The 26,126-nt window shown below is 56.1% G+C and carries 29 protein-coding genes; 17 read left to right on the top strand and 12 right to left on the bottom strand.

The genetic code is table 11. From position 1 onward, the window contains the following. Nucleotides 1–24: 24 nt before the first annotated feature. Nucleotides 25–324: a hypothetical protein gene (locus GH722_00925; protein MRG70317.1), complete on the top strand. Its 300-nt coding sequence runs from the start codon at nucleotides 25–27 to the stop codon at nucleotides 322–324. On the opposite strand, the gene GH722_00920 is transcribed toward GH722_00925, so the two are convergent. Next, nucleotides 321–1,061 carry a hypothetical protein gene (locus GH722_00920; GenBank protein ID MRG70316.1) on the bottom strand — a complete coding sequence of 247 codons (741 nt, stop codon included), beginning with the start codon at nucleotides 1,059–1,061 and terminating at the stop codon, nucleotides 321–323. The genes GH722_00925 and GH722_00920 overlap by 4 nt on opposite strands. An 85-nt stretch (nucleotides 1,062–1,146) precedes the next feature. On the opposite strand from GH722_00920, the gene GH722_00915 reads away from it, so the two are divergent. From GH722_00915 to GH722_00900, 4 genes are read left to right on the top strand one after another with little or no spacing between them, the layout of a single operon-like run. Further along, nucleotides 1,147–2,211 (top strand): methyltransferase domain-containing protein, encoded by a 1,065-nt coding sequence (locus tag GH722_00915; GenBank protein ID MRG70315.1) that lies wholly within the window; start codon nucleotides 1,147–1,149, stop codon nucleotides 2,209–2,211. Continuing rightward, nucleotides 2,208–2,729, top strand: coding sequence for a hypothetical protein (locus GH722_00910; GenBank protein ID MRG70314.1), 522 nt, complete (start codon nucleotides 2,208–2,210; stop codon nucleotides 2,727–2,729). The genes GH722_00915 and GH722_00910 overlap by 4 nt, the downstream gene beginning before the upstream one ends. Further along, a complete protein-coding gene (locus tag GH722_00905) occupies nucleotides 2,729–3,130 on the top strand; it encodes a hypothetical protein (protein ID MRG70313.1) in 402 nt (133 codons plus the stop codon). The genes GH722_00910 and GH722_00905 overlap by 1 nt, the downstream gene beginning before the upstream one ends. Continuing rightward, nucleotides 3,127–3,492, top strand: a complete 366-nt coding sequence (locus GH722_00900) for a hypothetical protein (GenBank protein ID MRG70312.1) — start codon at nucleotides 3,127–3,129, stop codon at nucleotides 3,490–3,492. The genes GH722_00905 and GH722_00900 overlap by 4 nt, the downstream gene beginning before the upstream one ends. A gap of 30 nt (nucleotides 3,493–3,522) precedes the next feature. Here GH722_00900 and GH722_00895 read toward each other — a convergent pair whose 3' ends face one another. Genes GH722_00895 through GH722_00880 form a run of 4 tightly spaced genes read right to left on the bottom strand, consistent with a single transcriptional unit; the run spans nucleotide 3,523 to nucleotide 8,760 of the window. After that, nucleotides 3,523–4,131 carry an isochorismatase family protein gene (locus GH722_00895; GenBank protein MRG70311.1) on the bottom strand — a complete coding sequence of 203 codons (609 nt, stop codon included), beginning with the start codon at nucleotides 4,129–4,131 and terminating at the stop codon, nucleotides 3,523–3,525. Continuing rightward, nucleotides 4,128–6,191 carry a hydantoinase/oxoprolinase family protein gene (locus tag GH722_00890; GenBank protein ID MRG70310.1) on the bottom strand — a complete coding sequence of 688 codons (2,064 nt, stop codon included), beginning with the start codon at nucleotides 6,189–6,191 and terminating at the stop codon, nucleotides 4,128–4,130. Before GH722_00890 ends, GH722_00895 begins: the two co-directional genes overlap by 4 nt. Then, nucleotides 6,188–7,924 (bottom strand): hydantoinase B/oxoprolinase family protein, encoded by a 1,737-nt coding sequence (locus GH722_00885; protein ID MRG70309.1) that lies wholly within the window; start codon nucleotides 7,922–7,924, stop codon nucleotides 6,188–6,190. The genes GH722_00890 and GH722_00885 overlap by 4 nt, the downstream gene beginning before the upstream one ends. 14 nt (nucleotides 7,925–7,938) lie before the next feature. After that, complete coding sequence (locus GH722_00880) at nucleotides 7,939–8,760, bottom strand: UTRA domain-containing protein (protein MRG70308.1); 822 nt, start codon at nucleotides 8,758–8,760, stop codon at nucleotides 7,939–7,941. Nucleotides 8,761–8,832: 72 nt separating this feature from the next. Here GH722_00880 and GH722_00875 point away from each other — a divergent pair, with 72 nt between their 5' ends. The 4 genes from GH722_00875 to GH722_00860 all read left to right on the top strand — a co-directional run bounded on the left by GH722_00875 (nucleotide 8,833) and on the right by GH722_00860 (nucleotide 12,733). Further along, nucleotides 8,833–10,269, top strand: a complete 1,437-nt coding sequence (locus GH722_00875) for a hypothetical protein (GenBank protein MRG70307.1) — start codon at nucleotides 8,833–8,835, stop codon at nucleotides 10,267–10,269. A gap of 199 nt (nucleotides 10,270–10,468) precedes the next feature. After that, nucleotides 10,469–11,242 carry an SDR family oxidoreductase gene (locus tag GH722_00870; GenBank protein ID MRG70306.1) on the top strand — a complete coding sequence of 258 codons (774 nt, stop codon included), beginning with the start codon at nucleotides 10,469–10,471 and terminating at the stop codon, nucleotides 11,240–11,242. A 30-nt stretch (nucleotides 11,243–11,272) separates the two neighbouring features. Then, the gene (locus GH722_00865; GenBank protein MRG70305.1) at nucleotides 11,273–11,992 is read left to right on the top strand and encodes a hypothetical protein; all 720 of its coding nucleotides are present in this window, start codon (nucleotides 11,273–11,275) and stop codon (nucleotides 11,990–11,992) included. Continuing rightward, nucleotides 11,993–12,733: an SDR family oxidoreductase gene (locus tag GH722_00860; protein MRG70304.1), complete on the top strand. Its 741-nt coding sequence runs from the start codon at nucleotides 11,993–11,995 to the stop codon at nucleotides 12,731–12,733. Nucleotides 12,734–12,806: 73 nt separating this feature from the next. On the opposite strand, the gene GH722_00855 is transcribed toward GH722_00860, so the two are convergent. Genes GH722_00855 through GH722_00845 form a run of 3 tightly spaced genes read right to left on the bottom strand, consistent with a single transcriptional unit; the run spans nucleotide 12,807 to nucleotide 15,696 of the window. Beyond that, on the bottom strand, nucleotides 12,807–13,796 hold the full coding sequence (locus GH722_00855; GenBank protein MRG70303.1) for a hypothetical protein: 990 nt from the start codon (nucleotides 13,794–13,796) through the stop codon (nucleotides 12,807–12,809). 28 nt (nucleotides 13,797–13,824) lie between these two features. Beyond that, nucleotides 13,825–15,120 (bottom strand): TRAP transporter large permease subunit, encoded by a 1,296-nt coding sequence (locus tag GH722_00850; GenBank protein ID MRG70302.1) that lies wholly within the window; start codon nucleotides 15,118–15,120, stop codon nucleotides 13,825–13,827. Next, on the bottom strand, nucleotides 15,121–15,696 hold the full coding sequence (locus GH722_00845) for a TRAP transporter small permease subunit (protein MRG70301.1): 576 nt from the start codon (nucleotides 15,694–15,696) through the stop codon (nucleotides 15,121–15,123). A gap of 137 nt (nucleotides 15,697–15,833) precedes the next feature. Between GH722_00845 and GH722_00840 the strand changes: the two genes are divergently transcribed. The 7 genes from GH722_00840 to ureG are packed head-to-tail and all read left to right on the top strand — an operon-like array spanning nucleotide 15,834 to nucleotide 20,799. Continuing rightward, nucleotides 15,834–16,706, top strand: a complete 873-nt coding sequence (locus GH722_00840) for a hypothetical protein (GenBank protein ID MRG70300.1) — start codon at nucleotides 15,834–15,836, stop codon at nucleotides 16,704–16,706. Between the two features lie 13 nt (nucleotides 16,707–16,719). Beyond that, the gene (locus GH722_00835) at nucleotides 16,720–17,022 is read left to right on the top strand and encodes an urease subunit gamma (protein MRG70299.1); all 303 of its coding nucleotides are present in this window, start codon (nucleotides 16,720–16,722) and stop codon (nucleotides 17,020–17,022) included. 13 nt (nucleotides 17,023–17,035) lie between these two features. Beyond that, nucleotides 17,036–17,347 carry an urease subunit beta gene (locus GH722_00830; GenBank protein MRG70298.1) on the top strand — a complete coding sequence of 104 codons (312 nt, stop codon included), beginning with the start codon at nucleotides 17,036–17,038 and terminating at the stop codon, nucleotides 17,345–17,347. 2 nt (nucleotides 17,348–17,349) lie between these two features. After that, on the top strand, nucleotides 17,350–19,062 hold the full coding sequence (gene ureC / locus GH722_00825; GenBank protein ID MRG70297.1) for an urease subunit alpha: 1,713 nt from the start codon (nucleotides 17,350–17,352) through the stop codon (nucleotides 19,060–19,062). Beyond that, the gene (locus GH722_00820) at nucleotides 19,062–19,508 is read left to right on the top strand and encodes an urease accessory protein UreE (GenBank protein MRG70296.1); all 447 of its coding nucleotides are present in this window, start codon (nucleotides 19,062–19,064) and stop codon (nucleotides 19,506–19,508) included. The genes ureC and GH722_00820 overlap by 1 nt, the downstream gene beginning before the upstream one ends. Then, nucleotides 19,505–20,188 (top strand): urease accessory protein UreF, encoded by a 684-nt coding sequence (locus GH722_00815; protein ID MRG70295.1) that lies wholly within the window; start codon nucleotides 19,505–19,507, stop codon nucleotides 20,186–20,188. Before GH722_00820 ends, GH722_00815 begins: the two co-directional genes overlap by 4 nt. Continuing rightward, the gene (ureG, locus tag GH722_00810; protein ID MRG70294.1) at nucleotides 20,185–20,799 is read left to right on the top strand and encodes an urease accessory protein UreG; all 615 of its coding nucleotides are present in this window, start codon (nucleotides 20,185–20,187) and stop codon (nucleotides 20,797–20,799) included. Before GH722_00815 ends, ureG begins: the two co-directional genes overlap by 4 nt. Before the next feature lie 32 nt (nucleotides 20,800–20,831). Here ureG and GH722_00805 read toward each other — a convergent pair whose 3' ends face one another. From GH722_00805 to GH722_00795, 3 genes are all read right to left on the bottom strand, one after another. Beyond that, nucleotides 20,832–22,079, bottom strand: coding sequence for a CoA transferase (locus tag GH722_00805; GenBank protein MRG70293.1), 1,248 nt, complete (start codon nucleotides 22,077–22,079; stop codon nucleotides 20,832–20,834). Beyond that, the gene (locus GH722_00800) at nucleotides 22,079–22,555 is read right to left on the bottom strand and encodes a hypothetical protein (protein MRG70292.1); all 477 of its coding nucleotides are present in this window, start codon (nucleotides 22,553–22,555) and stop codon (nucleotides 22,079–22,081) included. The genes GH722_00805 and GH722_00800 overlap by 1 nt, the downstream gene beginning before the upstream one ends. A 304-nt stretch (nucleotides 22,556–22,859) precedes the next feature. Next, nucleotides 22,860–23,453 carry a hypothetical protein gene (locus tag GH722_00795; GenBank protein ID MRG70291.1) on the bottom strand — a complete coding sequence of 198 codons (594 nt, stop codon included), beginning with the start codon at nucleotides 23,451–23,453 and terminating at the stop codon, nucleotides 22,860–22,862. Nucleotides 23,454–23,661: 208 nt separating this feature from the next. Between GH722_00795 and GH722_00790 the strand changes: the two genes are divergently transcribed. Then, on the top strand, nucleotides 23,662–24,279 hold the full coding sequence (locus GH722_00790; protein ID MRG70290.1) for a glutathione S-transferase: 618 nt from the start codon (nucleotides 23,662–23,664) through the stop codon (nucleotides 24,277–24,279). A 209-nt stretch (nucleotides 24,280–24,488) separates the two neighbouring features. On the opposite strand, the gene GH722_00785 is transcribed toward GH722_00790, so the two are convergent. Then, a complete protein-coding gene (locus GH722_00785; protein ID MRG70289.1) occupies nucleotides 24,489–26,120 on the bottom strand; it encodes an NTP transferase domain-containing protein in 1,632 nt (543 codons plus the stop codon). Nucleotides 26,121–26,126 lie beyond the last annotated feature (6 nt).

Genomic DNA, 26,126 nt, shown 5'->3' with positions numbered 1-26,126 from the left:
ACTTTGTTCAACCGGAGGTGAGACATGTCAGAACGAACTGGAAGTAACGGACCACGACCGGAACAGACTTTCTTTGATGACCCGGCGATTGACCGGCTGATGGGGGTCGTGATGTCGCTGGCTACGGAAGTCTATGTGCTGCGTGACAGACTTGGCGCGCTGGAAGCAGAACTCGATGATAAGGGGCTTGTCAGTCGCGCTGTTCTCGGTGCTGAGCCCTCTGAAGCGCAGAGGGCTCAATCCGCGGCGGACAGAGATGCCTTTGTTGAACATCTCCTCGGTAATCTGCTGGGGCAGCAGCAATCCAAAGGCGCGCTGCGTTAACTGGCAGGCCCCTTGCCAACAGACTCGTCATAGCCACCCTGGCCGGGCATGTCGGCCCAGGCTTTGAAGGTGGGGGATGCCGAGACTTCTCCGGCGGAAATCATTGTTTTCCAGTGGTCTGCCGCATCGACGAAGTTGGGAACGCCGCCGGGGAACATGGTGAGCGAGATGGCTTCAGCCAGATCACGCTCCGGAACTTTCTCCCGGTAGGCGCCGGCGATATGAAGCTTCAGGGCCCACCATTGACGATGGCAGGTGTGCGTTGCTGCAAGCGCCATTTCGATCAGACCTTTCGGGATATCATAGTCTTTTGCGATGGCATCAACCCCGGCCCGGTAGGAACGTTCGGCATCGTAGTCAGGAAGGTGCGGGCTCCAGTGTTCAGCGACAAATTCGAAACGGTCGACACCCATGGCGTAAGCACAGAGCCGTACTGCCAGTTCCAGTTCCTCGTCGGTTCCGCCACCATCCCTGAAACGTTTGATATGATGGGTTGCGATGGCTTCCTCGGTCGAGGTGAGGATCACCAGCCAGACAAATTCCTTGGCATGCTCAGACAGTGACCGCGGTGTCAGTGTCAGCGCAGTGTAGGTCTGATCATAAGCTTCAAGCAGGCTTGGCTCGGCCACAGCCAGCAAACCATGGTGCGGCAGAAGATATCCACGTTTGTCCTTCAGGGACTTCAGGCGTGCGGTAACTTCTTCCACAGAGTCGAGAGAACTTGATGAATCAGCCATGGCATGTCCTTTTCGTAGCCATTTTGAATGAGATAATGTTATTAATATAGGACATATAAAAACGACTTCATCAAGGGTGCCGGCCATGATTGATGGGAGAAGCTTCGTTGCAGCGCAGGATTTCCTGCTGGGTGCAAAGATCTACTGGACCACGCAGTTGTACCCTGAACTGCGTGAGGAGTTCAGGCAGCGGCAAAGCACAGCTCCCCAGCCCGCAAAAAATGCGGAAGATGTCGCCGAATTGATGGCCGACAATGTGCTGTATCAGAACTTTGCCTGGCTGGAACGTCACCTGCAGCGTTTTAAATATTCCGGCAGATACGGGCTTCAGCCCTGGCATGACCAGCAACGGGACAAATTGGCTGCGATGCTGGATGCGCCGGGGGCAGACAGTCTGCTGGCCCTTGATGATGATCTGGAGCTGCCGGCTTATTACACCAGTGTTGATATTCATCAGCATCCGGGTGGCGTTTATGGCGATGAGATTGCGGGCTTTGTTTATGAACGTGGTGCGCGTTCCACCACGCCAATGCTGGGCGGGTCGCACAAGGATCTGCATTATCGGTTTGCTGACATCCTGCTGAATGAAATCGGGAACGCGCGCCGTGTGGTTGATCTCGGATGCGGGTTCGGAAAATCGACCCGTCCGATTTATGAAGGTTTCCGTGACGCGGATGTTGTGGGTGTCGATCTTTCTGCTCCCTGTCTGAAACTGGCTGCGACGGAAGCGGCAAAAGCGCAGGCAAGAAATATCCGTTTCCGGCAGGCCTCTGCGGAAGCGACGGGTCTGGACGACGGTTGCTGCGATGTGGTGACGTCGACCATGTTGCTGCATGAGATGCCGCCGCCGGCCATCAGAGACCTGTTTTCTGAAAGCTTCCGGCTGCTGGAGCCGGGTGGGCGGATGTCACATCTGGATTTCTATCTGCTGCCGGACCCGTTTCTGCGGTTCATGCATTACAGTCACAGCCGCCGGAATAATGAGCCTTATATGGCGCCGCTTGCCGAACTGGATATCGAGCAGGAACTGTCGGACGCCGGATTTGTGAATATCAGTATTCAACCGTTCGAGGAAGCTGTCGGGGCGCTTAATAACAACAGGGCCTGGCGATTTCCCTGGACGGTCATCAGTGCGGAGAAACCGGCATGACGGGTAAACAGCTGACGCATTATCCGAAAGACCATCTGAAGGAAGATGGTCTTGATGATATCCGCGAGCCGCTTTCCAGGGCTCTGGACCTGTCATCGGAAGATTTCGACCGGATGTCACCGGAAGTGAAAAACCTGCTGTCCGGACGGCGGAATCTCGGGGTGACATGGCTCGACGATTATGAAGTTGTCGTCGAGGTCGTCAGTAATGAGCGATGCGGATGCGGTGTTTCTCCGGGCCAGAAGACGGTGTTCGATATGCGTCACCGGATAAAGCCGGAGAAGAGTGATGCCCCGATGTGCATGCATATGCTGGCACCCATCCTGCCAATTTTCTACATGACCTTTGACCGGGCATCTGAAGGCCTCAACCCGCTGACACGTATCTGGAACCATTATGAATGCGGTGATACCGGAGATGACGAAGGCGCGTCGAAAGCCCGGACGCTGGTTTATCTGAGACGCTCGGATACGCACGAGGTTGTGACAGATCCGGCCCCCGGACAGGGAGGCATCTGATGGCCACTAATCTCGATCAGCGCCGGGCGTTCAGACATCCGGAATGGAAAGACCGCTATGAACTGGTGGCAACAGTGACCTCGGCAATTCATTGCGCCAACTTCGTCGAGAAGGACCAGACTTACGTCTTCTCGCTGGATGGCATTCTTGATCCGGACAAGTCGACGGCGAATCTCTGTCTGGGTATGCTGGCCCGCCTGCAGCCGGCATTGCTGATGGCGGCTGACCGGGCGACATTGGGCGCGCATCCCGTCAGTAGTGGTTGGCAGACATTCGATTGTTATGACACGGGCCTCGACCATGGTGGCATGGGAAAGGTTTGTGTCCGGCTTTCACTCCGAGACAGAGCAAGTGGCGAACCGGTCGCAGACGCGGCAGCAGAGGAAGAGGTGAACAGATGAAACCGGCTGAGATGGTTGATAACTTCCTGCGCACGATGGAGGCCCGGGATCTGGAAAAGGCGAAGAGCTTTCTCGCACCCGGCTTTACGATGACCTTTCCGGGGGATGCTGTCATGAGCAGCCTTGAAGAGCTCGTTGTCTGGTCGAAGTCACGCTATCTGTGGGTCCGTAAAAGCTATGATCAGATCGACGTCGTCGATCAGGGCACACATCAGATCGTCTATTGTTTCGGACGCCTCGAAGGTGAGGGGCTGGATAACGTGCCCTTCTCTGGCATTCGTTTTATTGACCGGTTCTCGATTAAAGACGGCAAGTTTACGGATCAGAAAGTCTGGAATGACATGGCCGAAGTGCGGGGCTGATACAGGTTTTCTTCCCGGACGGTCGAACAGTCAGTTCAGGGTTTTGATGAAGTCGGCACAGGTCATGACCTTTGACATGGTGCGCATTGAGGCGATCGCGGCGTCATGAGCTTTTGTGCCGAATGCGGCACAGCCGTCTTCGAGAACAATCGGATGAAAGTCACGGACATGGGCACCGCGAACGGTGCTCTCGACACCGCCGTTCGTGACGATTCCGCCAAACACAACGGTTTCGATGCCGGCCCGGTTCAGGACGAATTCAAGCCGGCTCATATAGAAGGCATCGTAAGCGACTTTCTCGACCTTCAGGTCAATGGGCTGAAGCTCGTCAATCACATCATGGCCGAATGAACCGGGGGCAAAGTCTCCCTTTTGCAGGAACGGGCGCAGTTCCTTCAGATGGGGCAGGATAAAAGGTTCGCCGTTTTTGCCAGGGACCAGGGTGAAATGGGTGGAAACAATCCACCCGCCTTTGGCACGCACGGCGTCAGCGACAGGCTTCAGCCGGTGTTTCAGGCTGGCGATGCCATCATCTGAAGCTCCGCCACGGGCATAGGCGCCTTTCTCATGCAGAAAGTCGTTCTGCATGTCGACGAGAACAAGTGCCGTTTTTGACATCTCCATTTGTGCCATGATCAGCCCTTCCGCGAGATAACGATATTACCAAACCGGTCGACCTTTCCATAAAGGTCGGGGTCGATGAAGATTGTTGTATCCGGCTGTTCGAGCAGGGCCGGGCCGGGGATTTCCGCATCAATCGGCAGGCTGAGCCGGTCGAAGATTGCTGCCTTGTGCCATTCTCCATCAACGAAGACATCCCGTTCACCGGTTCGAGAGGCTTCAATGGAACCGCCGTCTTCCGGGGCCAGCAGCGAAAGGTCAAACTTGGGCCGCTTGCCGATCACGGATGTCCGGAGATTCAGAATGCGGATGCCGATACCGGAGAGAAGACGACCGTAGGTTTTTTCATACTGCGTCTCGAAGGCTTTCCGGAGAGTTTCCCTGGTCACACCTGTTGTCTTGTTCGAGACGGTCACCGGAATGGCAACCGGTACTGTATGGGTTTGGCCGAGATAAGACATATCCAGTTCAAAGACGGTGTTGAGTTCGTCCAGTGTGACGCCACTTTCATTCAGCAGACGGCGGCCTTCCGTGTCGGTGCGGACCATCTCTTCATCAAGTGAGCTGATATCGATGCTGTCGACCATATCGTTCAGCGTATGGACGAAATCGTGGCGCATATCGGCAATGACACAACCCAGCGCACTGGTGACGCCGGGATAGCGGGGGACCAGTGCGTTGGCGAGACCAACTTCCTTGATCAGCGCGCCGGTGTGGAGAGAGCCACCGCCGCCAAACGGCATGGCGACAAACTGCTCCGGGTCAAAGCCGCGTTCGATGGAAACCAGTCGGATCGCACCGGCCATGCGCGAGTTGGCAACACGGATAACGGCCTCTGCGGCCTGAACGGCACTCAGACCAAGTGGTTTGCCGATATGTTCTTCAAGGGCGGCCTCGGCGGCAGCGACATCAAGACGGGCCAGCTTTCCGCCAATCGGGCGGTCGGCATTGATGCGCCCGAGGACGACGTTGGCATCTGTGACGGTCGGCCGGGTATTACCAAGTCCGTAACAGACCGGCCCTGGATCTGAGCCTGCTGATTCCGGTCCAACCTGTAACATGCCACCGGCGTCGATTGATGCGATTGAGCCGCCACCGGCTCCAATGGTTGTGATCTCGATCATCGGTGTACGGACGACCATGCCGAAGTCGATGGAAGTCTGTGCCGCCAGTGCGGCTTCACCGCCGGCAACCAGACTGACATCGAAACTGGTGCCACCCATGTCACAGGTGATGATATTCGGAAAGCCTGCGTTTTCAGAAATGTAGGCACCTGCAATCACACCGGCTGCCGGACCGGACAACGCCGTGCGGACGGGCAGCTTCTGCGCTGTATCGACGGTCATGACACCGCCGTTGGACTGCACGATCAGCAATTGCCCGGCAAAGCCGCCATCGGTCAGGCTGTTGTCGAGATTCTTGAGATACTTTCCGACGGGCGGCTGGAGATAGGCGTTCAGTGCGGTTGTCGATGCACGTTCAAACTCCCGGATTTCCGGCAGGATGTCACTGGACGCATTGATATAATCATTCGGCCAGACCTCCTTGACGGCAGCCAGTGCGATTTGCTCGTTCTCAGCATTTGCATAGGCGTTGATGAAGAAGATGCAGATTGATTCGGCACCCCTTTCCAGCAGCAGCTTTGCCGCCTGCTTTACTTCTTCCGGGTCGACCGCGGTATGGACCTGTCCGTCAGCCAGCGTGCGTTCACTGACTTCGACACGTCGGTCACGCGCTACCACAGGATCGAAAGAACCCCATAGCCCCCAGGTTTCGGGACGGTCCCGGCGGCGCATTTCCAGCACATCGCGGAAACCCTTTGTGGTGATAACGCCGGCCTTTGCCCCCTTGCGTTCGAGCAGGGCGTTGGTGCCGACAGTGGTACCGTGAATTACGGTTGCGATTGTCGAGAGATCATCAACGCCGCTGCCAATACCTTCAAGGAAACCAACAGCCTGATTGGAGGGTGTCGATGGTGTCTTGCGGGTGAAGGCGCGACCTGACTGTTCGTCGAGGAAAAACAGATCGGTGAAGGTGCCGCCTACATCGACGCCGATAACGAAATTACGAGCGCTCATTGGGCAGTCTCCTGACGAAATGTTCTGGTTTTATCGGGATCGACCCTGCCATTTGCATCAACGACGACCCGGTATGTTTTTTCTGCCGCTGCCGGGGAGATGTAGCCCAGGTCGAGATCGCGCTGGATGCTGTCCAGTTTGCGTTCTTCCACATGGCCGTATCCGCCGCCGCCAGGTGTCTCCAGCAGGATTTTCTGCCCTTGTTTCAGCTTCATATTGACCATTTTTGAGACCATCGCAGGGTGATGCTCTCCATCATCCTGTTCGTAGGTGAAGACCGTCGGGAGGGCTTCGCCACCACCGAACACACCTTGCGGGCAGTATTTTCCGCGTTCTCCGAACAGGAAGACATCGGCATTCTTTTCGAGCAGCTCAAGTTCGTACTGAGCACCCAGTCCGCCGCGATGTTTGCCGGCACCGCCAGAATCCTGACGCAGCGCCCATTTTGTGAACATGACGGGGTATGCAGCTTCCAGAATTTCGACGGGCGGGATGGTTGCCGTTGAGATGGGCGCATTTCCGTGGTTCAGCCCGTCGCCTTTCGGGTTGCCGCCATGTCCGCCGCCAAAGAACGAGAACATCACCCAGCGTCGTCCGTCCTGCCGGTGGCCTGCAAGGCTGAGGGCGTTGATGGTGCCATAGGCATGGGCGTTGGTGCGCTCCGGCGCAGCCTGCGCCATCACGGAGAACATCACGTCAATGACGCGCAGAATGGTTTCCGTATAGCCGCCAACCGGCTTTGGTGCCTTAACCTTCAGCAGGCTGCCATCCGGAATGATGAACTTGATCGGGCCAAGCACCCCGGCATTGGCAGGCACATCGGTAAACACATGTTTCAGCGCGACATAGCAGCTGGCAACGGTGGTTGATTCTGAAATGTTCACCGGCCCGGCGCAGGCGGGGGAGGTGCGTGAGAAATCAAGGGTCATTTCGTCCCCCCTGATCGTCACATCCAGAGCGATCTTCAGCGGTTCATCGACGATGCCATCATTGTCGAGAAAGTCTTCAAAGGAATACTGACCATCAGGGATGCTCTCAATATTCGAGCGCATCAGTTTTTCAGCGCGGACAGTCAGTTCTTCAACACAATCTTCAACCAGCTTTGCGCCGTATTCATCAAGCAACTGGCCAAGGCGGCTGGCACCGAGGTCCAGCGCGTTTACCTGTCCATTGAGGTCACCGTACAGTGACCCCGGCAGGCGTGAATTGGTTTGCAGAATATCGACGATATCCTGATTCAGGACGCCCTTCCGGAAAAGCTTTACCGGCGGGATATGCATGCCTTCCTGAAAGCTTTCCGTGGCTGATGGATTGTAGTTGCCGGGGACGTTTCCGCCGACATCATGCCAGTGACCAACGGACGCCAGATAACAGAACAGCTCGCCATCTCTGTAATAGGGCCGGACCAGCTTGAAGTCGCTGAGATGGGTGCCGCCTTCATAGGGGTCGTTGAAGATATAGACGTCACCATCTTCCATATCGCCATCTTTGGCTGCCTTGTTGATCACGGCGCGGACGGCAAATGCCATAACACCGACAAAAATCGGCAGGCCCGATTTCCCCTGAACCAGGGTGGCTCCGGTATCACGGTGGTACAGACCATGGCTGGCGTCATGCGCTTCGGCGATGATCGGGTTGAAGGCAGACCGGAACAGGGTCGCGTCCATTTCGTCGGCGATCTGTTCGAGGCGCCCCTTGAGTACCGCAAGAGTGACGGGGTCGATATCAGGCATTGATTGGCTCCTTGTCAGATCGAATTCAGCGTGTCGGTGGCTTGCCAGAGGCTTGCACCATCATCCACAGAACGGGAGAGTTGCATGCGGTAAGCGTAACGGTCGGGACGGTAGAGGGCGGTGATGAACTCAATGACGCGACCATCGCTATCCTTGACGACCCGGTTGAGGGCAAGCAGCGGCGCACCCGGTTCAACCCCGAGATGAGTGGCGATCGTCGGCTCAGCCGAAATGGCGTTGATGGTCTGGCGGGCTTCGGTTGCAATCACGCCTTTGGCTTCAAGCAGAATGATCAGAGGTTTGGCGGTCAGTTCCTGCTGGGTATAGAGACGGCCAATATCCGCCGGTACATATGAGGTGACATGTGCCATCGGACCATCAGGTGTCGTCCGGATGCGGACAGCGCGCTGGACACTTGTGCCCAGAGCCAGCCCCATGGTTTTGGCGACGTCAGAGGGGGCGCCAGTCTCCGCAAATTCAAGATGCCGGACCCTGGTGGTTTCGCCAAGCGACATGACGTTTTCAAACAAGCCATGAACACTGGCGTTGACCGGCCGGGTTCGTGTCTGGGCGGCGACGCGGGTTCCCCGGGCACGCGCCCGGTAAACCAGTCCGTCTGCCGCAAGCTCGTCGAGAGCCCGCTTCGCCGTGATGCGTGATACCCCGAACAGATCGACGAGTTGCTGTTCACTCGGCAGCTTCTCGTCTTCTTCATAGGCACCGTCGAAAATCCGGTCGCGCAACAGCGTGAATAACTGATGATAAAGCGGCGTCGGGTTGGAGGGGTCGACCCCTCCGACCAGCCGGGACCGGTGAGAATCCATCTCTTGCTGCATATGGAAACCAAAGTACCGGTAGGTTGAAAAGACAGGTGACAGCTATACACATAATGATATATCAATGCAACCATGTTGGATGCAGCGACACCGATATTCAGCCTTGGGAATTTTCTCAAGGAAGCCAAGAATTCGGTCCATCATGTGGATGGGCCGATAAGCACGGCCTATGATATTACCGCCTTGCAATATGCCATTGGTGATCTTGGCCGGTTCCCCGTTATCTATGTCGAAAAGCCGCTGCTGATGGATGGTACGGTCAGCGATATTCCGCTGATCTGTAACCTGACGGCGAGCCGGGAACTGACGGCACGGGCACTTGGCCTTGATGACCACCGGTATGCAGCCCGGGTATATGCCGACCGGACATCAGCAACCATCGAACCTGTGATTGTTCCGTCGGCGGATGCCCCGGTGCAGGAGGTTGTTCTGCGCGGGGATGATGCGGATCTGACCAGACTTCCGGCTGTGCGTCAGCACATACTTGATCCGGGGCCTTATCTGACCTCGGCCCACGCGACGACCTATGATCCGGAGACCGGGATCGACAACACGGCGATTCAGCGTTGTTGGGTCAAGGGGCCGAAGGTCATGAGCTATTTCCCCTATCCGTCATCGCATAATGCCCGGAACATGCGGAAATTCTGGAGCAGGGGGCAAGCCTGTCCTGTCGCTTTCTGGATTGGCCATCATCCGGCTGTTTTGATGGGTACGCAGGCCAAGCTGAAATATCCGGAGAGTCACTGGGGGGCGACCGGTGGTCTGATCGGTGAGCCCTTGCGCATGGTACCGTCGGTCACGCATGGCAGTCATATCATGGTGCCGGCGGATGCCGAGATCGTTATTGAAGGCTGGGTGCCGGCAGATGTCCTGCAGGCAGATGGGCCGTTCGGTGAATATACCGGATATTCCGGACCGCAGACGCCGGCACCGATTTGTGAAATCACCTGTATCACCCGTCGCCGGAATGCCATCTATCATGACTATGGTTCCGGTTTGCCGGATATGCTGGTGCCGGACAATATGGTCATGGAAGGCAAATTGTTCTCGATGGTGAGGGGCGTTGCCCCTTCGGTGAGCAATATACATGTGCCTAATTCAGGCCGCCGCTTTCATGCTTATATACAGCTCGACAAACCGTCACTTGGCGAAGCCCGAGACGCACTTACTTCGGTGCTGTCCTATCGCCGGATCAAGACAGCTGTCGCGGTTGATACGGATGTGGATATTTTCTCTGATTCTGATGTGATGTGGGCACTTGCAACGCGGGTGCAGTGGAACCGGGACAGCTTCTCGATTGACGGGCTGTCCGGGTCGATGCTGGACCCTTCGATGTCGGCGGGTGCCCGGACCACTTCGAAACTCGCAATTGATGCGACAATGCCTGCAACCAGTGTCACCGGAGCACCGAACCCGGTTCCACCACGAGCCAGGGTGCCGGATGATGCGGCGGGCCGGGCACGCGACAGGCTGGATGGCATAGATTTCAGCAGATGGCCGGTCGCATGAAGCCTGGTAATACACAACATCTGACCATCGGCCAGTGGTGGGAGAAGAGCGGTAATGCGTCCTGGGCTCAGTGTCCGTCCTGCGATGGATGGTTCCATTTATCGGCGTCCATGCTGACCAGCGGCATTGATCTTCATTGTCCGCATTGTGCCTCTGGTTTCAGTCAGACAGACGCCAAGAAGCTGGTGAGGGTGGATTGATGGCTCAGAAGTTTGACCTTGTCCCACCAGCCGGTAGCCGGATTGTTGTCGTTGGCGGCTGTGGTGGTATCGGGCGTGCTGTGGTCGCAGCGCTGGTCGATGCGGGATGTCGTGTCGCCGTTCTGGATCTGCCGGCTTCTGTCGAACAGCACCCGCCCGGCTCCGTCGAGATGACGATCAGTCTTGATGCGAGTGAAGAGGCACCGGTCAATGCGGCCTTCAAGCGGCTGGCAGAACATTTCACCGCACTCGACGGACTGGTCAATCTCGCAGGCTTTACCAGAGCCAAAATTCCTGTAGCAGAAATGGCGGTGACGGACTGGGAAGATATCATCGCCGGCAATCTGAAAAGTACCTTCCTGTGCTGCAAGGCGGCAATGCCATTGCTGCGGCAGGGCATCAAGCCTGCCATCGTCAATATGGCCTCGGGACTCGCGACACGGCTGATGCCGGGATATGGCCCTTACGGTGCGGCGAAGGCTGGCGTAATTGCCATGACCAAGGCTCTGGCGATAGAGAATGCACCGGATGTGCGTGCGAACACGGTCGCGCCGGGTGCCGTTGATACCGCCTTTCTGCGTGGTGGCACGGGGCAAAGCCGGGAAAGTAATTCAACTCAGCTTGATGTGACGGCCTACACGAAAACCATACCAATGGGCCGCATCGCAGAACCAGCGGACATTGTCGGGCCTGTGCTTTTTCTGCTGGGGGGAGGATCTGCATATATGACCGGCCAGGTTCTGCATATAAACGGCGGGTCACTGACCCCCTGACCTAAATTCAGATATTCAAACAGGAGAGAAATGATGACTGCACTGATGGACAAGGAAACCTTTTTCGAGGCGCTGGAAGCCGCTCGTCAGCCACAGCATGGTGGCGGGCATCCCTTCAGTCGCGCCTTTGCGAATGGTGAACTGACAAAGGGCGAACTGGGGTTCTGGGCGACACAGCATTTCTATTATATTGATCCGATTCCGCAGCAGTTTGCGCATCTGTTCTGCCGTCTTCCCGACCTGGACGCACGTCAGCATCTGCTGGAAAACCTGCTGGGCGAAGAAATGCCGGAAACGCCGGAGAAGCGCCATCCGGACCTGCTGGTGAAGTTTGCGAAAGCCTGCGGCCTGACGGAAGCCGATGTCCGTGATGCTGAACAGCTTGGTAATGTTACAGCGGGCGCACGTGCGATGCGTGCCTGGATTTGGGAACTGGTGGCTTTCCGCAATCTGGCCGAAGCCTGCGCTGGCATCATGGTTGCGCTTGAAGGGCAGTTGCCGACACTTTATCCGAAATATGTCGAAGCCCTGCGCAAGATCGGCATGACAGACGATGATCTGGAATTCTTTATCGTGCATATCGAAGGGGATGAAGAACATGCGGGTATTGGTCTTGAACTGACCCATCGCTATGCGACGACGCCGGAATTGCAGCAACAGGCTATTGCCGCCGTGCGGGCCTCGGTGTCGGTCCGCTGGCAACTGCTGGACAGTGTTTATTCGGCTATCAAAGAAAAACAGGCGGCCTGAGTGGGGCCGCAGTTACTCGACGCTACCGGTAAAACCGCCTGCATTATTGGTGCAGCGGGCGGGATCGGCAGGGCTACCCTTGCCATGATGCGAGGCTGTGGTGCGCGGATCATTGCGATGGATTTGCCGGGATCGACCAGGCCGGATATGGGGTCTGGCGACCTCTGGTATGATCTGGATTGCAGTGATGAGGAAGCCGTAACCTCTGTCTTCGCTGACTTAGCGTCGAACTCCGTCACCATTGATTATCTGGTCAATGCTGCGGGCATTACCGGGCATGGAGCAATCAGTGAGATAAAGCTGAGCGACTGGCAGAACGTTATGGATGCCAATCTGACAGCGGCTTTTCTGGGTGCGCGGGAAGCGGCCCCCCTTATGGCAAAGCCCGGTGGGGCGGTTGTGCTGATGTCGTCTACCAATGGTCTGAATGGTGGAACGCGGTTTTCCGGCGCCGCCTATGGTGCGGCAAAGGCGGGGATTATTAATCTCACCCGGCATCTGGCGAAAGACTGGGCAAAAGAGGGAGTTCGCGTCAATTGCCTTGCGCCGGGGCCGGTTGATACCCCGATGCTGTACCGGCTGACGGAGGAAGAACATGCGGCTGTCCGTAATTCTGTTCCGCTGAGGCGCTACAGCACAGCGGATGAGCTGGCAGCGACGATCTGTTTTCTCTGCTCGTCACACGCGGCCTCGATCACCGGAACAATCACGAATATTTCCGGTGGTCTGGTGATCGACTGATCCGGACATGCATCAAAATGAAAGAGCCCGGAACCAGACTGGTCCCGGGCTCTTTTAAGTTAAGGCAGGATCGTCAGGCAGCGACGATCTTGTCCCATGTTCCGGCGCCGAAAACATCGTCTGCGAGAGACCGGTTTAGTGGCTCCATCGCTGTCTGGGCGGCAGCCGCATCCAATTCAACGGCAGTGCCTTCACCATTCAGCTTGTTCCAGTCGGCCCAGATGCCCGGCATTGAGTCCATGGTGTCCTGGAAATAACCGGCGGGTTCCATTTCGATGAATGTGCCGGTGAGGTTGTCCTGCTCGGATTTTGACAGGCTGCTCCAGCTGTTCATGTTCATGACCTGCTTATCAAGGCCGAACCCGAATTCATTCGTGTAGATATGCTTCACCACTTCGTAGAATTTCATGGTGACGCCGAGACTGGCCAGTGTGACCATACCGTCGACAACACCCTGTTGTAGTGCTGAATAAAGCTCGTTGAAGGGAACAACGGTCGGCTTTGCGCCCAGATGTTCCAACCCCTTGATCTGCCCCTCAATCTGGGGAGCACGAATTTTCATGCCCTTGAGGTCTGCAAACGAGGACAGTTTTTCTTTCGTGAAAAGCGCCCAGGGGCCGGCGCGACCGACATGCATGAACTTCGCATTATAGCGCTGCTCCAGAACCGCATCGAGTTTGGCGGGCAGCAATTTGTTGACGACGCTGGCGGCATGATTGCCGTCGCGGAAGAAATAGGGGGAATACAGAATATCGAATTCACGGGTGCCGGTATAGGCACCGTTGTAAATATCGATCGTTCCAAGTGCCACACCATCCAGCAGATCTTTCTCGCCACCCTTGGTGCCGGTGAACATCTGGAAAGTCAGATCGCCTCCCGTGCGTTTGGTCACTTCGTCGAGCCATGCCTTGGCGAATTTGTTGGAATTCGTCGTTGCGTTTCCGGCATTGGCGTAACTCAGTTTCTTTGCAGCAAGTGCTGAAAGCGGAGCACCCACAGTTGTCGCGGCGGCAATACCTGCGGCCGCTCGTCCGAACTGGCGTCTTGTCAGATTGATTGTCATATCCACCTCCTGTTTTGGTTTGATAATCTTATTGTGGGAAAACGGCGTTGGGAATGGCGAGTGTCAGTTCCGGGACATAAGTGATCAGCATCAGGACGCCGACGAGCACCAGAAAATAGGGAACAGCCTCACGGAATATCTCTATGACCCCGACTTTTCCGATGGCTGAAATGACGAATAGGTTCAGACCGATCGGCGGTGTTATCATGCCGATCATCAGATTCAGGACCATAACCACACCGAAATGAATCGGATCGACGCCAAGGTCGCCCAGCATCGGGAACAGAACCGGAGCCAGAATCAGCATGATCGGCAGAATTTCCATGAACATGCCGAGTATCAGCAACAGCACATTTATCAGGAACAGCAGAACATAGAGGTTGTCCGTCAGTGTCAGCATGGCGCTGGTCAGGATTTCCCCGAGCTGTTCATGTACCGCCAGCCAGGCAAACATCTTGGATGTCGCAACTGTCAGCATGATGACGGAAGTTGATATGGCGGTATTGCCGGCAGCTTCGATCACATCTTTGATAGAAGTGTTGCGGTAAACCACCATGCCGAGAAGAAGAACATAGGCAACGGCGACGGCCGCAGATTCTGTCGGTGTGGCGATACCGAAGATAATGCTGCCGACAATGATCAGCGGGGCCACTAAGGCCAGTGAACCGTCGAACAGGGCTGATCGTCGTTCAGACCAGTCCGCCCGGATTTCGATGGGATAACCACGAGACCGGCATATCCACCAGGTGAGGATGAACATGGTGCCGAACATGATGACGCCAGGCACGATGCCGGCGAGGAACAGTTTGCCGACAGAAATTTCGACGATCGCACCAAGCAGAACAAAAGAGATGGAAGGTGGCACGATCGGTCCGACCGTCGCAGCAGAGGCAATTACTGCGCTGGAGAATGCAGGACGGAAGCCTCGGCGTTCCATCTCCGGCAGCAGTACCGAGCCGGTTGCTGCTGCGTCGGCAAGGGCTGAACCGGAGCAGCCGGACATGATGAAATTTGCCGTAACGCCAACATTCGCGAGCCCGCCGTTCCGGTGTCCGACCATTGCGGCGGCCATCCGGACGATGCGCTGGGTTACACCGCTGACATTCATCAGTTCCCCGGCAAAGATGAACAAGGGAATTGCCAGCAGAACGAAGGCGTCGACGCCGGTTGTCATCTGTTGCGAAAACAGCACGTATGGCATGCTGCCACCGGAAAGCTGATTGAGGAACAGATAGCCAAGACAGGCAATACCAATTGCCCAGGCGATTTCCATTCCGATCAGGGAGAATATAAACAGGAAAATCAGCAGGGAGATTAGCAGCATTTAGCGATTCCCCGCACTGCGTTCGCCATATTCAACAAACCCGCGAAGCATGATTCTGATCTGATAAAATGCCATCAGCGCGCATCCGACGGGCAGCGCGGCGTAGGTCCAGGCATAGCTCCATCCCGTCGAGAGCATGGATCCGCGTGCCTGTAACTGAAGGATCGGGAAGCTGTTCCAGAAGATCACCACGATCATGATAATCACCAGCAAATGCATGATGGTTTCAAGAATCAGGCGGGGGCGGGGAGCGATTTTCTCAATAAAAAAAGTAACACGTATGTTCTGGCCGCGTTTTGTGGCAACGGCGATCCCGAGATAAACACTCCAGAGAAAAAAGACGCGAGGCGCATCCTCTGCCCATAAAGGGGGAGAGCCGAGCACATAGCGTGCAAAGACCGCATAGCAGACCAGAGCAGAAATAATCAGGACCAGCCAGGCCGATGTTTGAAAAAGTAACTTCTCAAGCAGGTCGTCAGCTTGTCTGAGCCGACGGATCAACGTGTCGTTCAAGCGAAATCTCCCTAATCTCCCCTGATGAAGCTTAGTGCATCGAAGAAAAATGGATAGTTGAATTTCCGGATTTCATCTGAAATTCCGGAAACGCCCTCTCACAAATGCAAAAAACCGTTTCAACGCCCTCCCGGCATCTGTTAGCGTTCCGGTGCGTTGTCGGTGGGGCGGCGCAAGTTTGACACTATGGAACTTGCCGAATGCTGCGAAGCGTTCCACCCATCGGTATGGAAACTCCTGTTCTGCCTGAAATGCAGCGGTCTCGTGGCCATTGCCGACTTTCGTTTGACGGATCCCGTCCGGAACAACAGTTGCGCCTGCTCGACCAGACGCCGCCTTGTCGGGTGCTGTTTCCCCGTCCGGCAAAAGCCGGTGTTCATGAGGCCGCGATCGTTACGACAACCGGCGGTATGACAGGTGGTGATCATATTACGATGGCGCTTGCTGCCCAGAATGATGCGCGCATCAGCATTTCCACTCAGGCTGCTGAGAAAATTTACCGGTCAACAGGTGATATCGCCGGTATCGAGGTGAGCATCGAGGTTGACGGGACATCCGCACTGGAATGGATGCCGCAGGAAACGATCCTGTTCGACCGGTCACGCTTTGACCGGAAATCGGTCATCAGCATTGCCGGAAGCTCCCGCTTGCTGGCCTGCGAGATGACGGTATTCGGACGGGAATCCCATGGGGAGACAAATCCGGATCTGGATTTCTGTGATCGCTGGCGGATATACCGTGACGGTGATCTGGTCTGGGCTGAGAATTTCGGGTTTCAGGGTAAGCTGGTGGATGTTCAGCAATCGCGTGCTCGTCTTCATGGGGCTGGTGCGGTTGCGACATTGGTCATCGCGGCTCCTGGGCTTGATGAAGGACTGGGGGACATTCGTGAATTGCTGAATACCTGCAAATCCGTGACGGCTGCTGTGACCAGTTTTGGCGACATGGCAGTTTGTCGTATTGCCGGTCGGCGGGCACTGGATGTTCGTAATGCGCTGATGTCGCTTTGGCTGATGGCCCGCCAGTCTTCACTTGATTTCGGCTCGCGCCTGCCGCGGGTCTGGTCCGTATGAAACAGGAAATGACATGCAGTTAACGCCAAGAGAGAAAGACAAACTACTGGTCGCCACAGCGGCGATGGTTGCCCGCCGGAGGCTTGAGAGAGGCGTGAAACTGAATCATCCCGAGGCTATCGCGGTGATAACCGACTTTGTCGTTGAAGGGGCAAGGGATGGCCGTTCGGTTGCGGAACTGATGCGCGATGGAGCAACGGTGCTGAGCCGGGAACAGGTCATGGATGGCATTGCCGAGATGATTCACGAAATTCAGGTGGAAGCCACCTTTCCGGACGGTACGAAGCTGGTGACCGTCCACCAACCTATCCGCTGATACGGGAGAGATCATGCGTCCTGGGGAAATTATGGTTGCTGACGGCGACATTACGCTGAACGCAGGCGCGCCGACAAAGCTGCTGGAAGTGGGTAATACAGGCGACAGGCCGGTTCAGGTCGGATCGCATTATCACTTCGCCGAAGTTAATGAAGGACTGTCGTTTGACCGGGCGGCGGCTGTCGGAATGCGCCTCGATATTCCTGCCGGTTCTGCAGTTCGGTTTGAGCCGGGGCAGACACGGGAAGTCCGACTGGTCAGTTATGGTGGCCTGAAACGCGTTGTCGGCTTCAACGGGATTTATAATAAAGTGGTAGGGGAATAATCATGGCATTTGAAATTTCCCGTGCCGCCTATGCGGATATGTATGGGCCGACCACCGGCGACCGTGTTCGTCTGGCAGATACGGAACTGGTGATTGAAGTCGAACGGGACCTCACGACCTACGGTGACGAGGTGAAGTTTGGCGGCGGTAAGGTTATTCGCGATGGTATGGGGCAGTCCCAGATCAGCCGTGCCGGCGGGGCTGTTGATACAGTTATCACGAACGCCCTGATTGTTGACCATACCGGCATATACAAGGCCGATATCGGCATACGTGACGGCCGTATATGCGGTATTGGCAAGGCTGGAAATCCGGATACGCAGTCAGGTGTCGACATTATCATCGGGCCGGGGACAGAGGCCATTGCGGGTGAAGGCAAGATTATTACGGCGGGCGGTTTTGATTCCCATATTCATTTCATCTGCCCGCAGCAGATTGACGATGCTCTCTATTCCGGTGTGACGACCATGCTGGGCGGCGGTACCGGTCCCGCCGCAGGGACAAACGCTACAACTTGCACTCCCGGTCCATGGCATATCGAACGAATGTTGCAGGCAGCAGAAGCCTTCCCGATGAATCTGGCTTTTTCTGGCAAGGGGAATGCATCGGAGCCGGCAGCATTGATTGAACAGGTCAATGCGGGGGCCTGTGCACTGAAGCTGCACGAAGATTGGGGAACAACGCCGCAGGCCATTGATACCTGTCTGTCGGTTGCAGACGATATGGATATTCAGGTGATGATCCATACCGACACTCTGAATGAGTCCGGTTTCGTCGAGAATACCATCAGCGCGATCCGGGGACGGACGATACATGCCTTCCATACGGAAGGTGCCGGGGGTGGCCATGCGCCGGACATCATCAAGGTCTGCAGTGAACCGAATGTCATCCCGTCCTCAACCAACCCAACCCGTCCCTTTACGGTCAATACGGTCGATGAACATCTGGATATGCTGATGGTCTGCCACCATCTGGATCCGAAAATCCCTGAAGATGTGGCCTTTGCCGAAAGTCGTATCCGTAAGGAGACCATTGCGGCAGAGGATATCCTGCATGACCTTGGCGCCTTCTCCATCATCGCTTCTGACAGTCAGGCGATGGGACGGGTCGGGGAAGTTATCATCCGGATCTGGCAGACTGCTGACAAGATGCGGCGGCAACGCGGTCGCCTGCCGCAGGAAACCGGAGAGAATGATAACTTTCGTGTGCGTCGTTATATCGCGAAATACACCATCAACCCGGCAATTGCTCATGGCATGTCTTCCCATATCGGCTCTGTCGAGGTCGGCAAGCTTGCTGATCTGGTGTTGTGGTCGCCGGCCTTTTTCGGTGCGAAACCGGATGTCGTTCTCAAATGCGGGACGATTGCAGCTGCCCCGATGGGGGATCCGAATGCATCAATCCCAACACCGCAGCCGGTTCATTATCGACCGATGTTCGGCGCGTTTGGCCGGTCGCTGACGATGAGTTCCGTCACCTTTGTCAGCGCAGCAGCACAGGCTGCCGGCGTTCGTGAGAAGTTCGGGCTGCAGCGTTCCACCATCGCAGTTGAAAATGTGCGCAGCGGCATCGGTAAGGCTTCGATGGTTCTGAATGATGCGACGCCGAAGATTGATGTCGATCCGGAGACATATGAAGTACATGCAGATGGTGAACTGCTGACCTGTGAGCCGGCGACCGTATTGCCGCTCGCACAACGATATTTCATGTTCTGATGTTACGCGTCACTGAACTGCACCATCGCGGTGACTGGCCGGAAGCAGACCGGGTGGATCATGTCCAACTGGATCATATTGTGCGCCAGAAACGTCGTCTGCGTGTTGCCGGAGAGGCCGGGACCGATATCATGATCGACCTGCCCAGGCAGGGTATGATGGCAGATGGTGACGGGTTGCTGCTGGAGTCCGGGGCATGGGTCGGGGTTGTCGCTGCGCCGGAAAAAGTGGCGATTGCAACTTGTTCGGATTCCCTGCATCTGGCCCGTCTGGCCTGGCATCTCGGCAACCGGCACACCGCAGCTGAACTGCACGGGGACTCGCTGGTCATTGCCTATGACAGTGTGCTGGTTGAGATGCTGAAACTGCAGGGTGCGTCTGTTGTGATTGAAATGCGCCCGTTCCATCCGGAGTCTGGTGCTTATCATGAGGCTCATTCGCATTGAGTACCGGGCTGTCAGAGATCAATCTTCAACGACTGATGACATGGTTGTCGCCATCCTTCCCGGTTGGGTCCTTCAGCTATAGTCACGGAATGGAACAGGCTGTCGAGGATGGTTTTGTGTCCGATGCTGAGGAGGCCAGCGCCTGGATTTCCGATATCCTGATGTATGGGGCCGGGATGACAGATGCTGCTGCCTGTGCCGCGGCGGGCCGGGCTTACCCGGACAAAACAGCATTGCGGGAGATTGCGAACCTGGCGGCTGCTTTATCTGCCAGCCGGGAGCTTCGTCTTGAGGCAACTGCCCAGGGACGGGCTTTCTGGCGGGCGGGTGCGGCTGTCTGGCCGGTTCCGGGGGAAACAGATCCCGGTGATCTCGATTTTGACATTCCGCATGCGGTCGCTGTCGGCTGGTTTTCTGCCGGGCATGATATCAGCCTGCGCATGACCGTTACGGCTTACGCCCATGCCTTTGCTGCGAATCTGGTTGCAGCAGCTGTCAAACTGGTGCCGCTGGGGCAAACCGACGGGCTCCGTTGCATGTCGACGCTGGAGCCGGTGATACAGCAGGTTGTTGCTCTGGGACTGGTAACGGATCTGGAAGAGGTCCGGACCAGCGTCAGTTTCTCGGATATTTGTTCAATGCGACACGAAACACAGAAAACAAGGTTGTTCAGATCATGACGAAAGACTTTCGCGGCCCCTTTCGGGTTGGCATCGGCGGCCCGGTCGGGTCGGGTAAAACCGCACTGACTGACAGGCTCTGCAAAGCGTTGCGTGATAACTACGATATCGCCGTGGTCACGAATGATATTTACACGCAGGAAGATGCCCAGTTCCTGACCCGCTCCGGTGCTCTGCCGCCAGAACGGATTGTCGGGGTCGAGACCGGGGGGTGTCCACATACGGCAATTCGGGAAGACGCATCAATCAATATTGCGGCGATTGAAAATCTGGAGAAGTCCTTTCCGGCGCTTCAGATCGTGATTGTTGAATCCGGCGGCGATAACCTGGCTGCTACCTTTAGCCCGGAACTGGTCGATCTTACGTTGTATGTGATCGACGTTTCTGCCGGTGACAAGATACCGAGAAAAGGAGGGCCGGGCATCAGCAAGTCTGACCTGCTGATCATCAACAAGATTGATCTGGCGCCGCTGGTTGGGGCTGACCTCAATGTCATGGACCGGGATGCAAAAATTCAGCGGGGTGACCGGCCGTTCTTCTTCACCAACCTGAAAGCGGGGAAGGGGGTCGAGGAAATCGCCGGTTTTGTGACCCACGCGGCGGGTTACTGACGCAAGCCCGGCAACGGCTGTTGTTGTCAGCTTTATTCAGCGGCAACTGAGCGTTCCAGCAGGTCGGCTATTTCGTCGTCTGATTTGCCGATTTTCTGCAGAATATATCGCGTGTCCTGCCCCAGTGTTGGTGCAGGACATCGCAGGCCACCGGGTGATTCCGATAGTTTGGGACTGATGCCGTGAATCGTGACATGCCCGACATCCTCATCGGGGACCTGTACCGCGATCTCGCGCTCGGCAAAATGCGTGTCGGTCAGTATGTCGTCGACATCATAGACTGGTCCGACGGTAACTCCGGCAGCATCGAAAATGCCAAGAGCTTCGTCACGGGTGCGTTCACCGATCCAGCCACCAACGATTTCATCGACCTCTGCACGGCGTTTGATCCGCTCGCTGTTTGTGGCAAAGGCGGGGTCATGGTTGAGATCATCGCGGCCGATGGTTCTGAATAATCGCTCTGCCATAGTCTGAATCGAAGCAGACAGCGCCAGCCAGTGCCCGTCGCTGGTCTTGTAGACATTTCTGGGAGATGAGGTGTTGGAGCCACTGCCGGATCGGGTTTTTCTGTTGCCGGTAACGGCATAGACGCCGGGTTCAGGCCCCAGAACGGAGAACATCGGTTCCAGCAGTGAAAGATCGATGATTTGTCCTGCACGGTGTCCGAGTTCCACTTCGCGCAGGGCGACCATGACACTGTAGGCCCCCTGCATTCCGGCAATCATATCCGCCAGCGCGAGCGGTGGTAACACCGGCTCTCTGTCATCAAATCCATTACGGGTAGCGAAGCCTGACATGGCTTCGATCAATGAGCCAAAACCGGGTTTGTTCCGGTAGGGCCCGGTTTGCCCAAAACCGGAAACCCGGACGATGATCAGATTGGGATTCTCAGCGAAAAGGACATCCGGGCCGAGGCCCATCTCTTCCATTCTGCCGGGGCGATAATTCTCAATCAGGATATTCGACGATCTTGCGAGGTCCCGAACCAATGCCTTGCCCGCATCAGATTTCAAATCGATGGCGATGCTTTTCTTGTTTCGCCCATAGGCTTTCCAGTAGATCGAATGCCCGTTTTCCCGCCAGGCCCGGAGGGGATCACCCCGGCCGGGGGCTTCGACCTTGAAAACTTCTGCGCCGAAGTCTGCAAGCTGGAGGCTCAGCATATTTCCGGCGACCAGCCGGGACAGATCGGTTACGACGATGTCCGACAACGGACCCCGGAATTCCGGGTCGAACTCAACTTTCCGCAATGTTGACGGCGGGCTCTGAACTTCGGTCATCAGGCGGATTTCTGACCAACCTGACGGAAGTTCTTGATATCTGAATCCTGTTCAACCGCTGTATCGAGCTGACGCAGTTCTTCGGACACATTACGCCGTAATTCAAAATATCTGCGTTTCTCATTTTCTGTCAGCCGACGGCCACCGGGGCTGTTTTCAGCGGTCGCTTCACAAATGAAGGCAAGCAGTTCACCCACGGCGACAGGGATGTCGAGGGCCTCGCCCCGGACATCCAGCATATGTTCCGGCCAGCCCCGCTGCTCATGCAGATTAGCCAGTTCGCGCGTCAGAATTGGCTCCCCGATCACACGCTCCAGCTCCATTGCAACATCGACCGGCATGAAGGCGGAGTGATCAAAGCTTTGATACTGGGAAAGGTTGGTTGGTTTGACCCGGCACTGACCAGCTGCTTCTTCAAGATTCTTAAACCGGCCCAGCAATTTGCGCGTCGCAAGCTTAAGGAGACGATACTCCATCTCGCGCAATTGGATGTTCATGGTATGTGCCTCTGGGCTATTTGAGTGACGGTATCAAGCATCAATCATATCGTCACCTCGTGCTCACGCAACCAAGGATCAAAAGAAAAGCAGCCCTTCCGGCGAAGTGATCCGAAACGCAAAGGTAGAGATCAGGTCTGTAGGACTAAACAGGCGATTGTTTGCGACTGATCTGCCGAAGAGCAAAAAGTTCCCCGCGTGTCTGGCATGAAAATGTCAGGCACACCCCAAGCGAGAAGGGCCCGTGTTCGAAAGACACGGGCCCCGATCCTTGTCTGGTTTCCTAATTTCTCGGATCTTTGTTGTTCTGGTCTTCTGCTAGGTCGCTGGCGGCACTGGCCAGTTGCTTCTGGATATTCGCGTCGCTGAGAGTTGAGGGTCGGGGAGTCTGGAAATAGATCGCCCGCATTGCCTTGTCCGGAGTGCAAAGTCCGGAATAAGAGCAGGCTGCCCGCCGGATAAGGGGCGTTCCACAGAGCACGATTGCGGCAGACAGGCTGTCGGCCGACCGACTTGCTGTCGTATGCGGTCCTTCGCGACAGGCGGCATCATAATCGATAGAGACCGGTGGATCGTAGTAGACCAGAACGTAGGTTCCGGGAGCAGCAACCCCCGTCGCTTTCAGCCCATAGGTCAGGCCGCTCCGTGCGCCACCGCGATTAAGGCCGGTCAGCGTTGCGCTGGCGATAGAGTTGGGGTCTTCGGCGGTTGGTGCACCAAATACTTTGACAGGGATCGGGCCGTCTTTCGAGGCCGTGCGAAGCACACTCGCAGCGCCATTTTCATCAATCGTCAGCTGCGAGGTCGCAACCTGACACCCGGTCAGGGTCAGCAGAATCGTCAGGAGACCTGAGAGAATTCCGGTGAATTTCGACATGATATATCTCCTGATTGATCTTCCCTAGTTTTCAACAGAAGCGACGAAAAATACACCGCTATCCACCAAAGCAGGAAATCTGCAGGGCAATTACGGCAACTGTTAGGCCCGGTTTTTCCTGACCGCCCCAAAATCTCCGGCAGAGTTATGGAGACTGGATTGCTCGCCCCATACCCAATAGTCTCGTTTGAAACAATCAGAGGACGACATGCTGACAATTTGGGGCCGTTTGAATTCGATTAACGTGCAGAAAGTTCTGTGGTGCGCGGACGAGATTGGCATTGAGTACGAGCGCATCGATGCAGGGATGGAGCATGGTGTCGTTGATACCGAGGCCTATCTGGCGATGAATCCGAGTGGCAAGGTGCCGACGATCCGGGATGGTGATGATATCCTGTGGGAATCTGCAGCTATTGTCCGCTATCTTGCTGCACGCTATGGCGATAGTGAAATTTATCCCGAGTCACCAATGCAACGCGGGCATGCCGATCAGTGGGCCGACTGGAATGCCTGGTGGATTCACCCTCCTCTGACGACAGCCTTCTGGGGGCTTGTCCGGACGCCGGAAAAGTTCACGGCAGAGCAGGTTGAACAGGCCAAGACGCAATTGGCTGATAGCTGGAAAATGCTTGAGAAAACGCTCGAACGTCAGCCCTTTGTTGCCGGAGACCGTTTGTCCTATGGGGATATTGTGCCGGGTTGCAGCTGGTATCGTTATCAGGTCATGGTGACTGACAGGCCGCATACCCCGGCACTTGATGACTGGTATGCACGTCTTGCCGAGCGCAAGGCATTTCAGGACAGGGTAATGCTGCCTCTCCGTTAGGTGGCCTGACAGAGGGCAGAAGCGGGGCACGAAACTCGATGGGTTTTCATTTGCTGCCCGCGTTTTCGTTGCTCAGCTTCTCCTCTGTCATTGGTTTGCTGTGGCTGGCAAACAGACTGACCGGCAAGGCACTGTATTCATGATGCATTTTCCAGATATTATCTGGAGATATTCCATCATGAACCGGCTCAGAAACGGGATGTCCGGGATCAGACAGTTGTCTGTGGAAGCCTGCCCAGCGCCATTTCCCAGGCTTCCGGAGAATCCAGATCAATCAGAATGCCATCATCCTCCATGGCGACCTCAACCACGACATCGGCATTCTCGCCGATCAGATGACGGGCGCCTGTGTCGCCCTTGATGGCCTTCATGTCTTCAATGAAGCGCCGGGACCAGAGCACCGGATTGCCACGCTTGCCGTTGAAGGTGGGCAGGCATATCTCACGCCCCTCCGTGGGATCGAATGCGGCGATGAGCTTGCCGATATGTCGGGCTGTCAGAAAGGGCATATCTGCCAGGCAGATCAGAACGCCATCACAATCCGGATCAAGTGACTGAAGACCGGCCTTCAGGGACGCACTGAGGCCGGATGCATAGTCCGGGCAATGAACGGTTGAGACGCTGATGCCCTCTATTGCTGCTCGTATCTTGTCGCTCTGATATCCGGTGACGACCGTCGTGTTCTGGACAGGCGCCTGTATGATTTCACCCAGCGTTCGCTGTATCAGCGGCTTGCCATCGAATATTTTCAGCAGTTTGTTTTCATCACCCATCCGGCGTGACTGGCCGGCTGCGAGCACAAGGGCCGCAATATTCTGTCTTGCCGGGCTTTTGTTTTTCTTTTTGCCTTCACGGGGCATGGGCCGAGCCCCTTCCGTCAGTAATCCGCCGACCCCCATTTCCATGATATTCCGGGATGACAGATCAACGCCTGCGGCGCAGCGATTCAGGATCCAGTCAAAACCGTTCAGCTTTGGTGAGCGGGCGCAGCCCGGTAATCCGATGACAGGGGCTGTGCCGATGCGGCCAAGTAACATCAGGTTGCCCGGGTCAACAGGCATGCCGAAATGGATGATTTCACCGCCAGCGGCAACGATTGCAGACGGTATGACATCCTGACGGTCGACAATGGCTGATAAACCGGAGGCGAGCACCATATCGCAGCCTGTATCCATCAGTTTTCCAATTGCGGCTGCAACGGACGCTGTGTCGTGATCGCAGGTCAGCGGGTCGAGCATCCGGCTGCCGGAAAGGCTGAGACGTTCGCGGGTGGCGCTGATGGTCTTCTCGACCACGGATGGTTTCAACTGCTCGGTTCCGCTGAGCACCATGCCGACGGTCAGATTTCCAAAGGCTTTGACGTCAAGGACAGGCGCCTGTCGTGCTGTTTCGACCCATCGTTCGACAAGTTCGTTTGCCACACCAAACGGGATGATCTTGATTGTCGCGACCATCTGGCCTTTGCGGACGACTGTGTCCGGGGCCAGCGTTGCCATGGTCATGGCTTCATCAATGGCATTCAGACGATTGACGGCTGTCGCATCGGCGATGACGAGGCCATCGGCTTTGGCGAACAGATTGACGCGACCGGTAAAGGGTTCTGAGGCGCGCAATGTGTCTGTTGTCAGTGGTTCGGAAATACGGCCTGCCGCAATGTCTTCGGCCACATCGTCCGGGCTGAGCCGGGCAATTGTGACTGTTGCGATATCGGCCTGCCGGAGGGCCTCGATATCTTCAGCTGACAGGACGCGGCCTTTTCTGAATTTGGCGCGGCCTACGGAAATGCTGTGCCCGAGAATATGAGCTTCGGCATCGTCTACAGGCACTTCACCAAAAAACATGATCAC

This window comes from Alphaproteobacteria bacterium HT1-32 (assembly GCA_009649675.1).
In the GTDB taxonomy this organism is placed as follows: domain Bacteria; phylum Pseudomonadota; class Alphaproteobacteria; order Rhodospirillales; family HT1-32; genus HT1-32.
Note: the sequence above shows the minus strand (reverse complement) of the source record. Positions and strands in the feature narration are given on the sequence as shown.

Excerpts from the sequence above, each read along its gene's own strand:
- GH722_00830 (MRG70298.1), top strand. The coding sequence starts at position 17,036 with ATGCGTCCTGGGGAAATTATGGTTGCTGACGGCGACATTACGCTGAAC.
- GH722_00875 (MRG70307.1), top strand. The coding sequence starts at position 8,833 with ATGTTGGATGCAGCGACACCGATATTCAGCCTTGGGAATTTTCTCAAG.
- GH722_00835 (MRG70299.1), top strand. The coding sequence starts at position 16,720 with ATGCAGTTAACGCCAAGAGAGAAAGACAAACTACTGGTCGCCACAGCG.
- GH722_00880 (MRG70308.1), bottom strand. The coding sequence starts at position 8,760 with ATGCAGCAAGAGATGGATTCTCACCGGTCCCGGCTGGTCGGAGGGGTC.
- GH722_00855 (MRG70303.1), bottom strand. The coding sequence starts at position 13,796 with ATGACAATCAATCTGACAAGACGCCAGTTCGGACGAGCGGCCGCAGGT.
- GH722_00805 (MRG70293.1), bottom strand. The coding sequence starts at position 22,079 with ATGACCGAAGTTCAGAGCCCGCCGTCAACATTGCGGAAAGTTGAGTTC.
- GH722_00820 (MRG70296.1), top strand. The coding sequence starts at position 19,062 with ATGTTACGCGTCACTGAACTGCACCATCGCGGTGACTGGCCGGAAGCA.
- GH722_00900 (MRG70312.1), top strand. The coding sequence starts at position 3,127 with ATGAAACCGGCTGAGATGGTTGATAACTTCCTGCGCACGATGGAGGCC.
- ureC (MRG70297.1), top strand. The coding sequence starts at position 17,350 with ATGGCATTTGAAATTTCCCGTGCCGCCTATGCGGATATGTATGGGCCG.
- GH722_00915 (MRG70315.1), top strand. The coding sequence starts at position 1,147 with ATGATTGATGGGAGAAGCTTCGTTGCAGCGCAGGATTTCCTGCTGGGT.
- GH722_00910 (MRG70314.1), top strand. The coding sequence starts at position 2,208 with ATGACGGGTAAACAGCTGACGCATTATCCGAAAGACCATCTGAAGGAA.
- GH722_00890 (MRG70310.1), bottom strand. The coding sequence starts at position 6,191 with ATGAGCGCTCGTAATTTCGTTATCGGCGTCGATGTAGGCGGCACCTTC.
- GH722_00870 (MRG70306.1), top strand. The coding sequence starts at position 10,469 with ATGGCTCAGAAGTTTGACCTTGTCCCACCAGCCGGTAGCCGGATTGTT.
- GH722_00925 (MRG70317.1), top strand. The coding sequence starts at position 25 with ATGTCAGAACGAACTGGAAGTAACGGACCACGACCGGAACAGACTTTC.
- GH722_00920 (MRG70316.1), bottom strand. The coding sequence starts at position 1,061 with ATGGCTGATTCATCAAGTTCTCTCGACTCTGTGGAAGAAGTTACCGCA.
- GH722_00905 (MRG70313.1), top strand. The coding sequence starts at position 2,729 with ATGGCCACTAATCTCGATCAGCGCCGGGCGTTCAGACATCCGGAATGG.
- GH722_00785 (MRG70289.1), bottom strand. The coding sequence starts at position 26,120 with ATGTTTTTTGGTGAAGTGCCTGTAGACGATGCCGAAGCTCATATTCTC.
- GH722_00850 (MRG70302.1), bottom strand. The coding sequence starts at position 15,120 with ATGCTGCTAATCTCCCTGCTGATTTTCCTGTTTATATTCTCCCTGATC.
- GH722_00795 (MRG70291.1), bottom strand. The coding sequence starts at position 23,453 with ATGTCGAAATTCACCGGAATTCTCTCAGGTCTCCTGACGATTCTGCTG.
- GH722_00790 (MRG70290.1), top strand. The coding sequence starts at position 23,662 with ATGCTGACAATTTGGGGCCGTTTGAATTCGATTAACGTGCAGAAAGTT.
- ureG (MRG70294.1), top strand. The coding sequence starts at position 20,185 with ATGACGAAAGACTTTCGCGGCCCCTTTCGGGTTGGCATCGGCGGCCCG.
- GH722_00865 (MRG70305.1), top strand. The coding sequence starts at position 11,273 with ATGATGACTGCACTGATGGACAAGGAAACCTTTTTCGAGGCGCTGGAA.
- GH722_00885 (MRG70309.1), bottom strand. The coding sequence starts at position 7,924 with ATGCCTGATATCGACCCCGTCACTCTTGCGGTACTCAAGGGGCGCCTC.
- GH722_00800 (MRG70292.1), bottom strand. The coding sequence starts at position 22,555 with ATGGAGTATCGTCTCCTTAAGCTTGCGACGCGCAAATTGCTGGGCCGG.
- GH722_00840 (MRG70300.1), top strand. The coding sequence starts at position 15,834 with ATGCTGCGAAGCGTTCCACCCATCGGTATGGAAACTCCTGTTCTGCCT.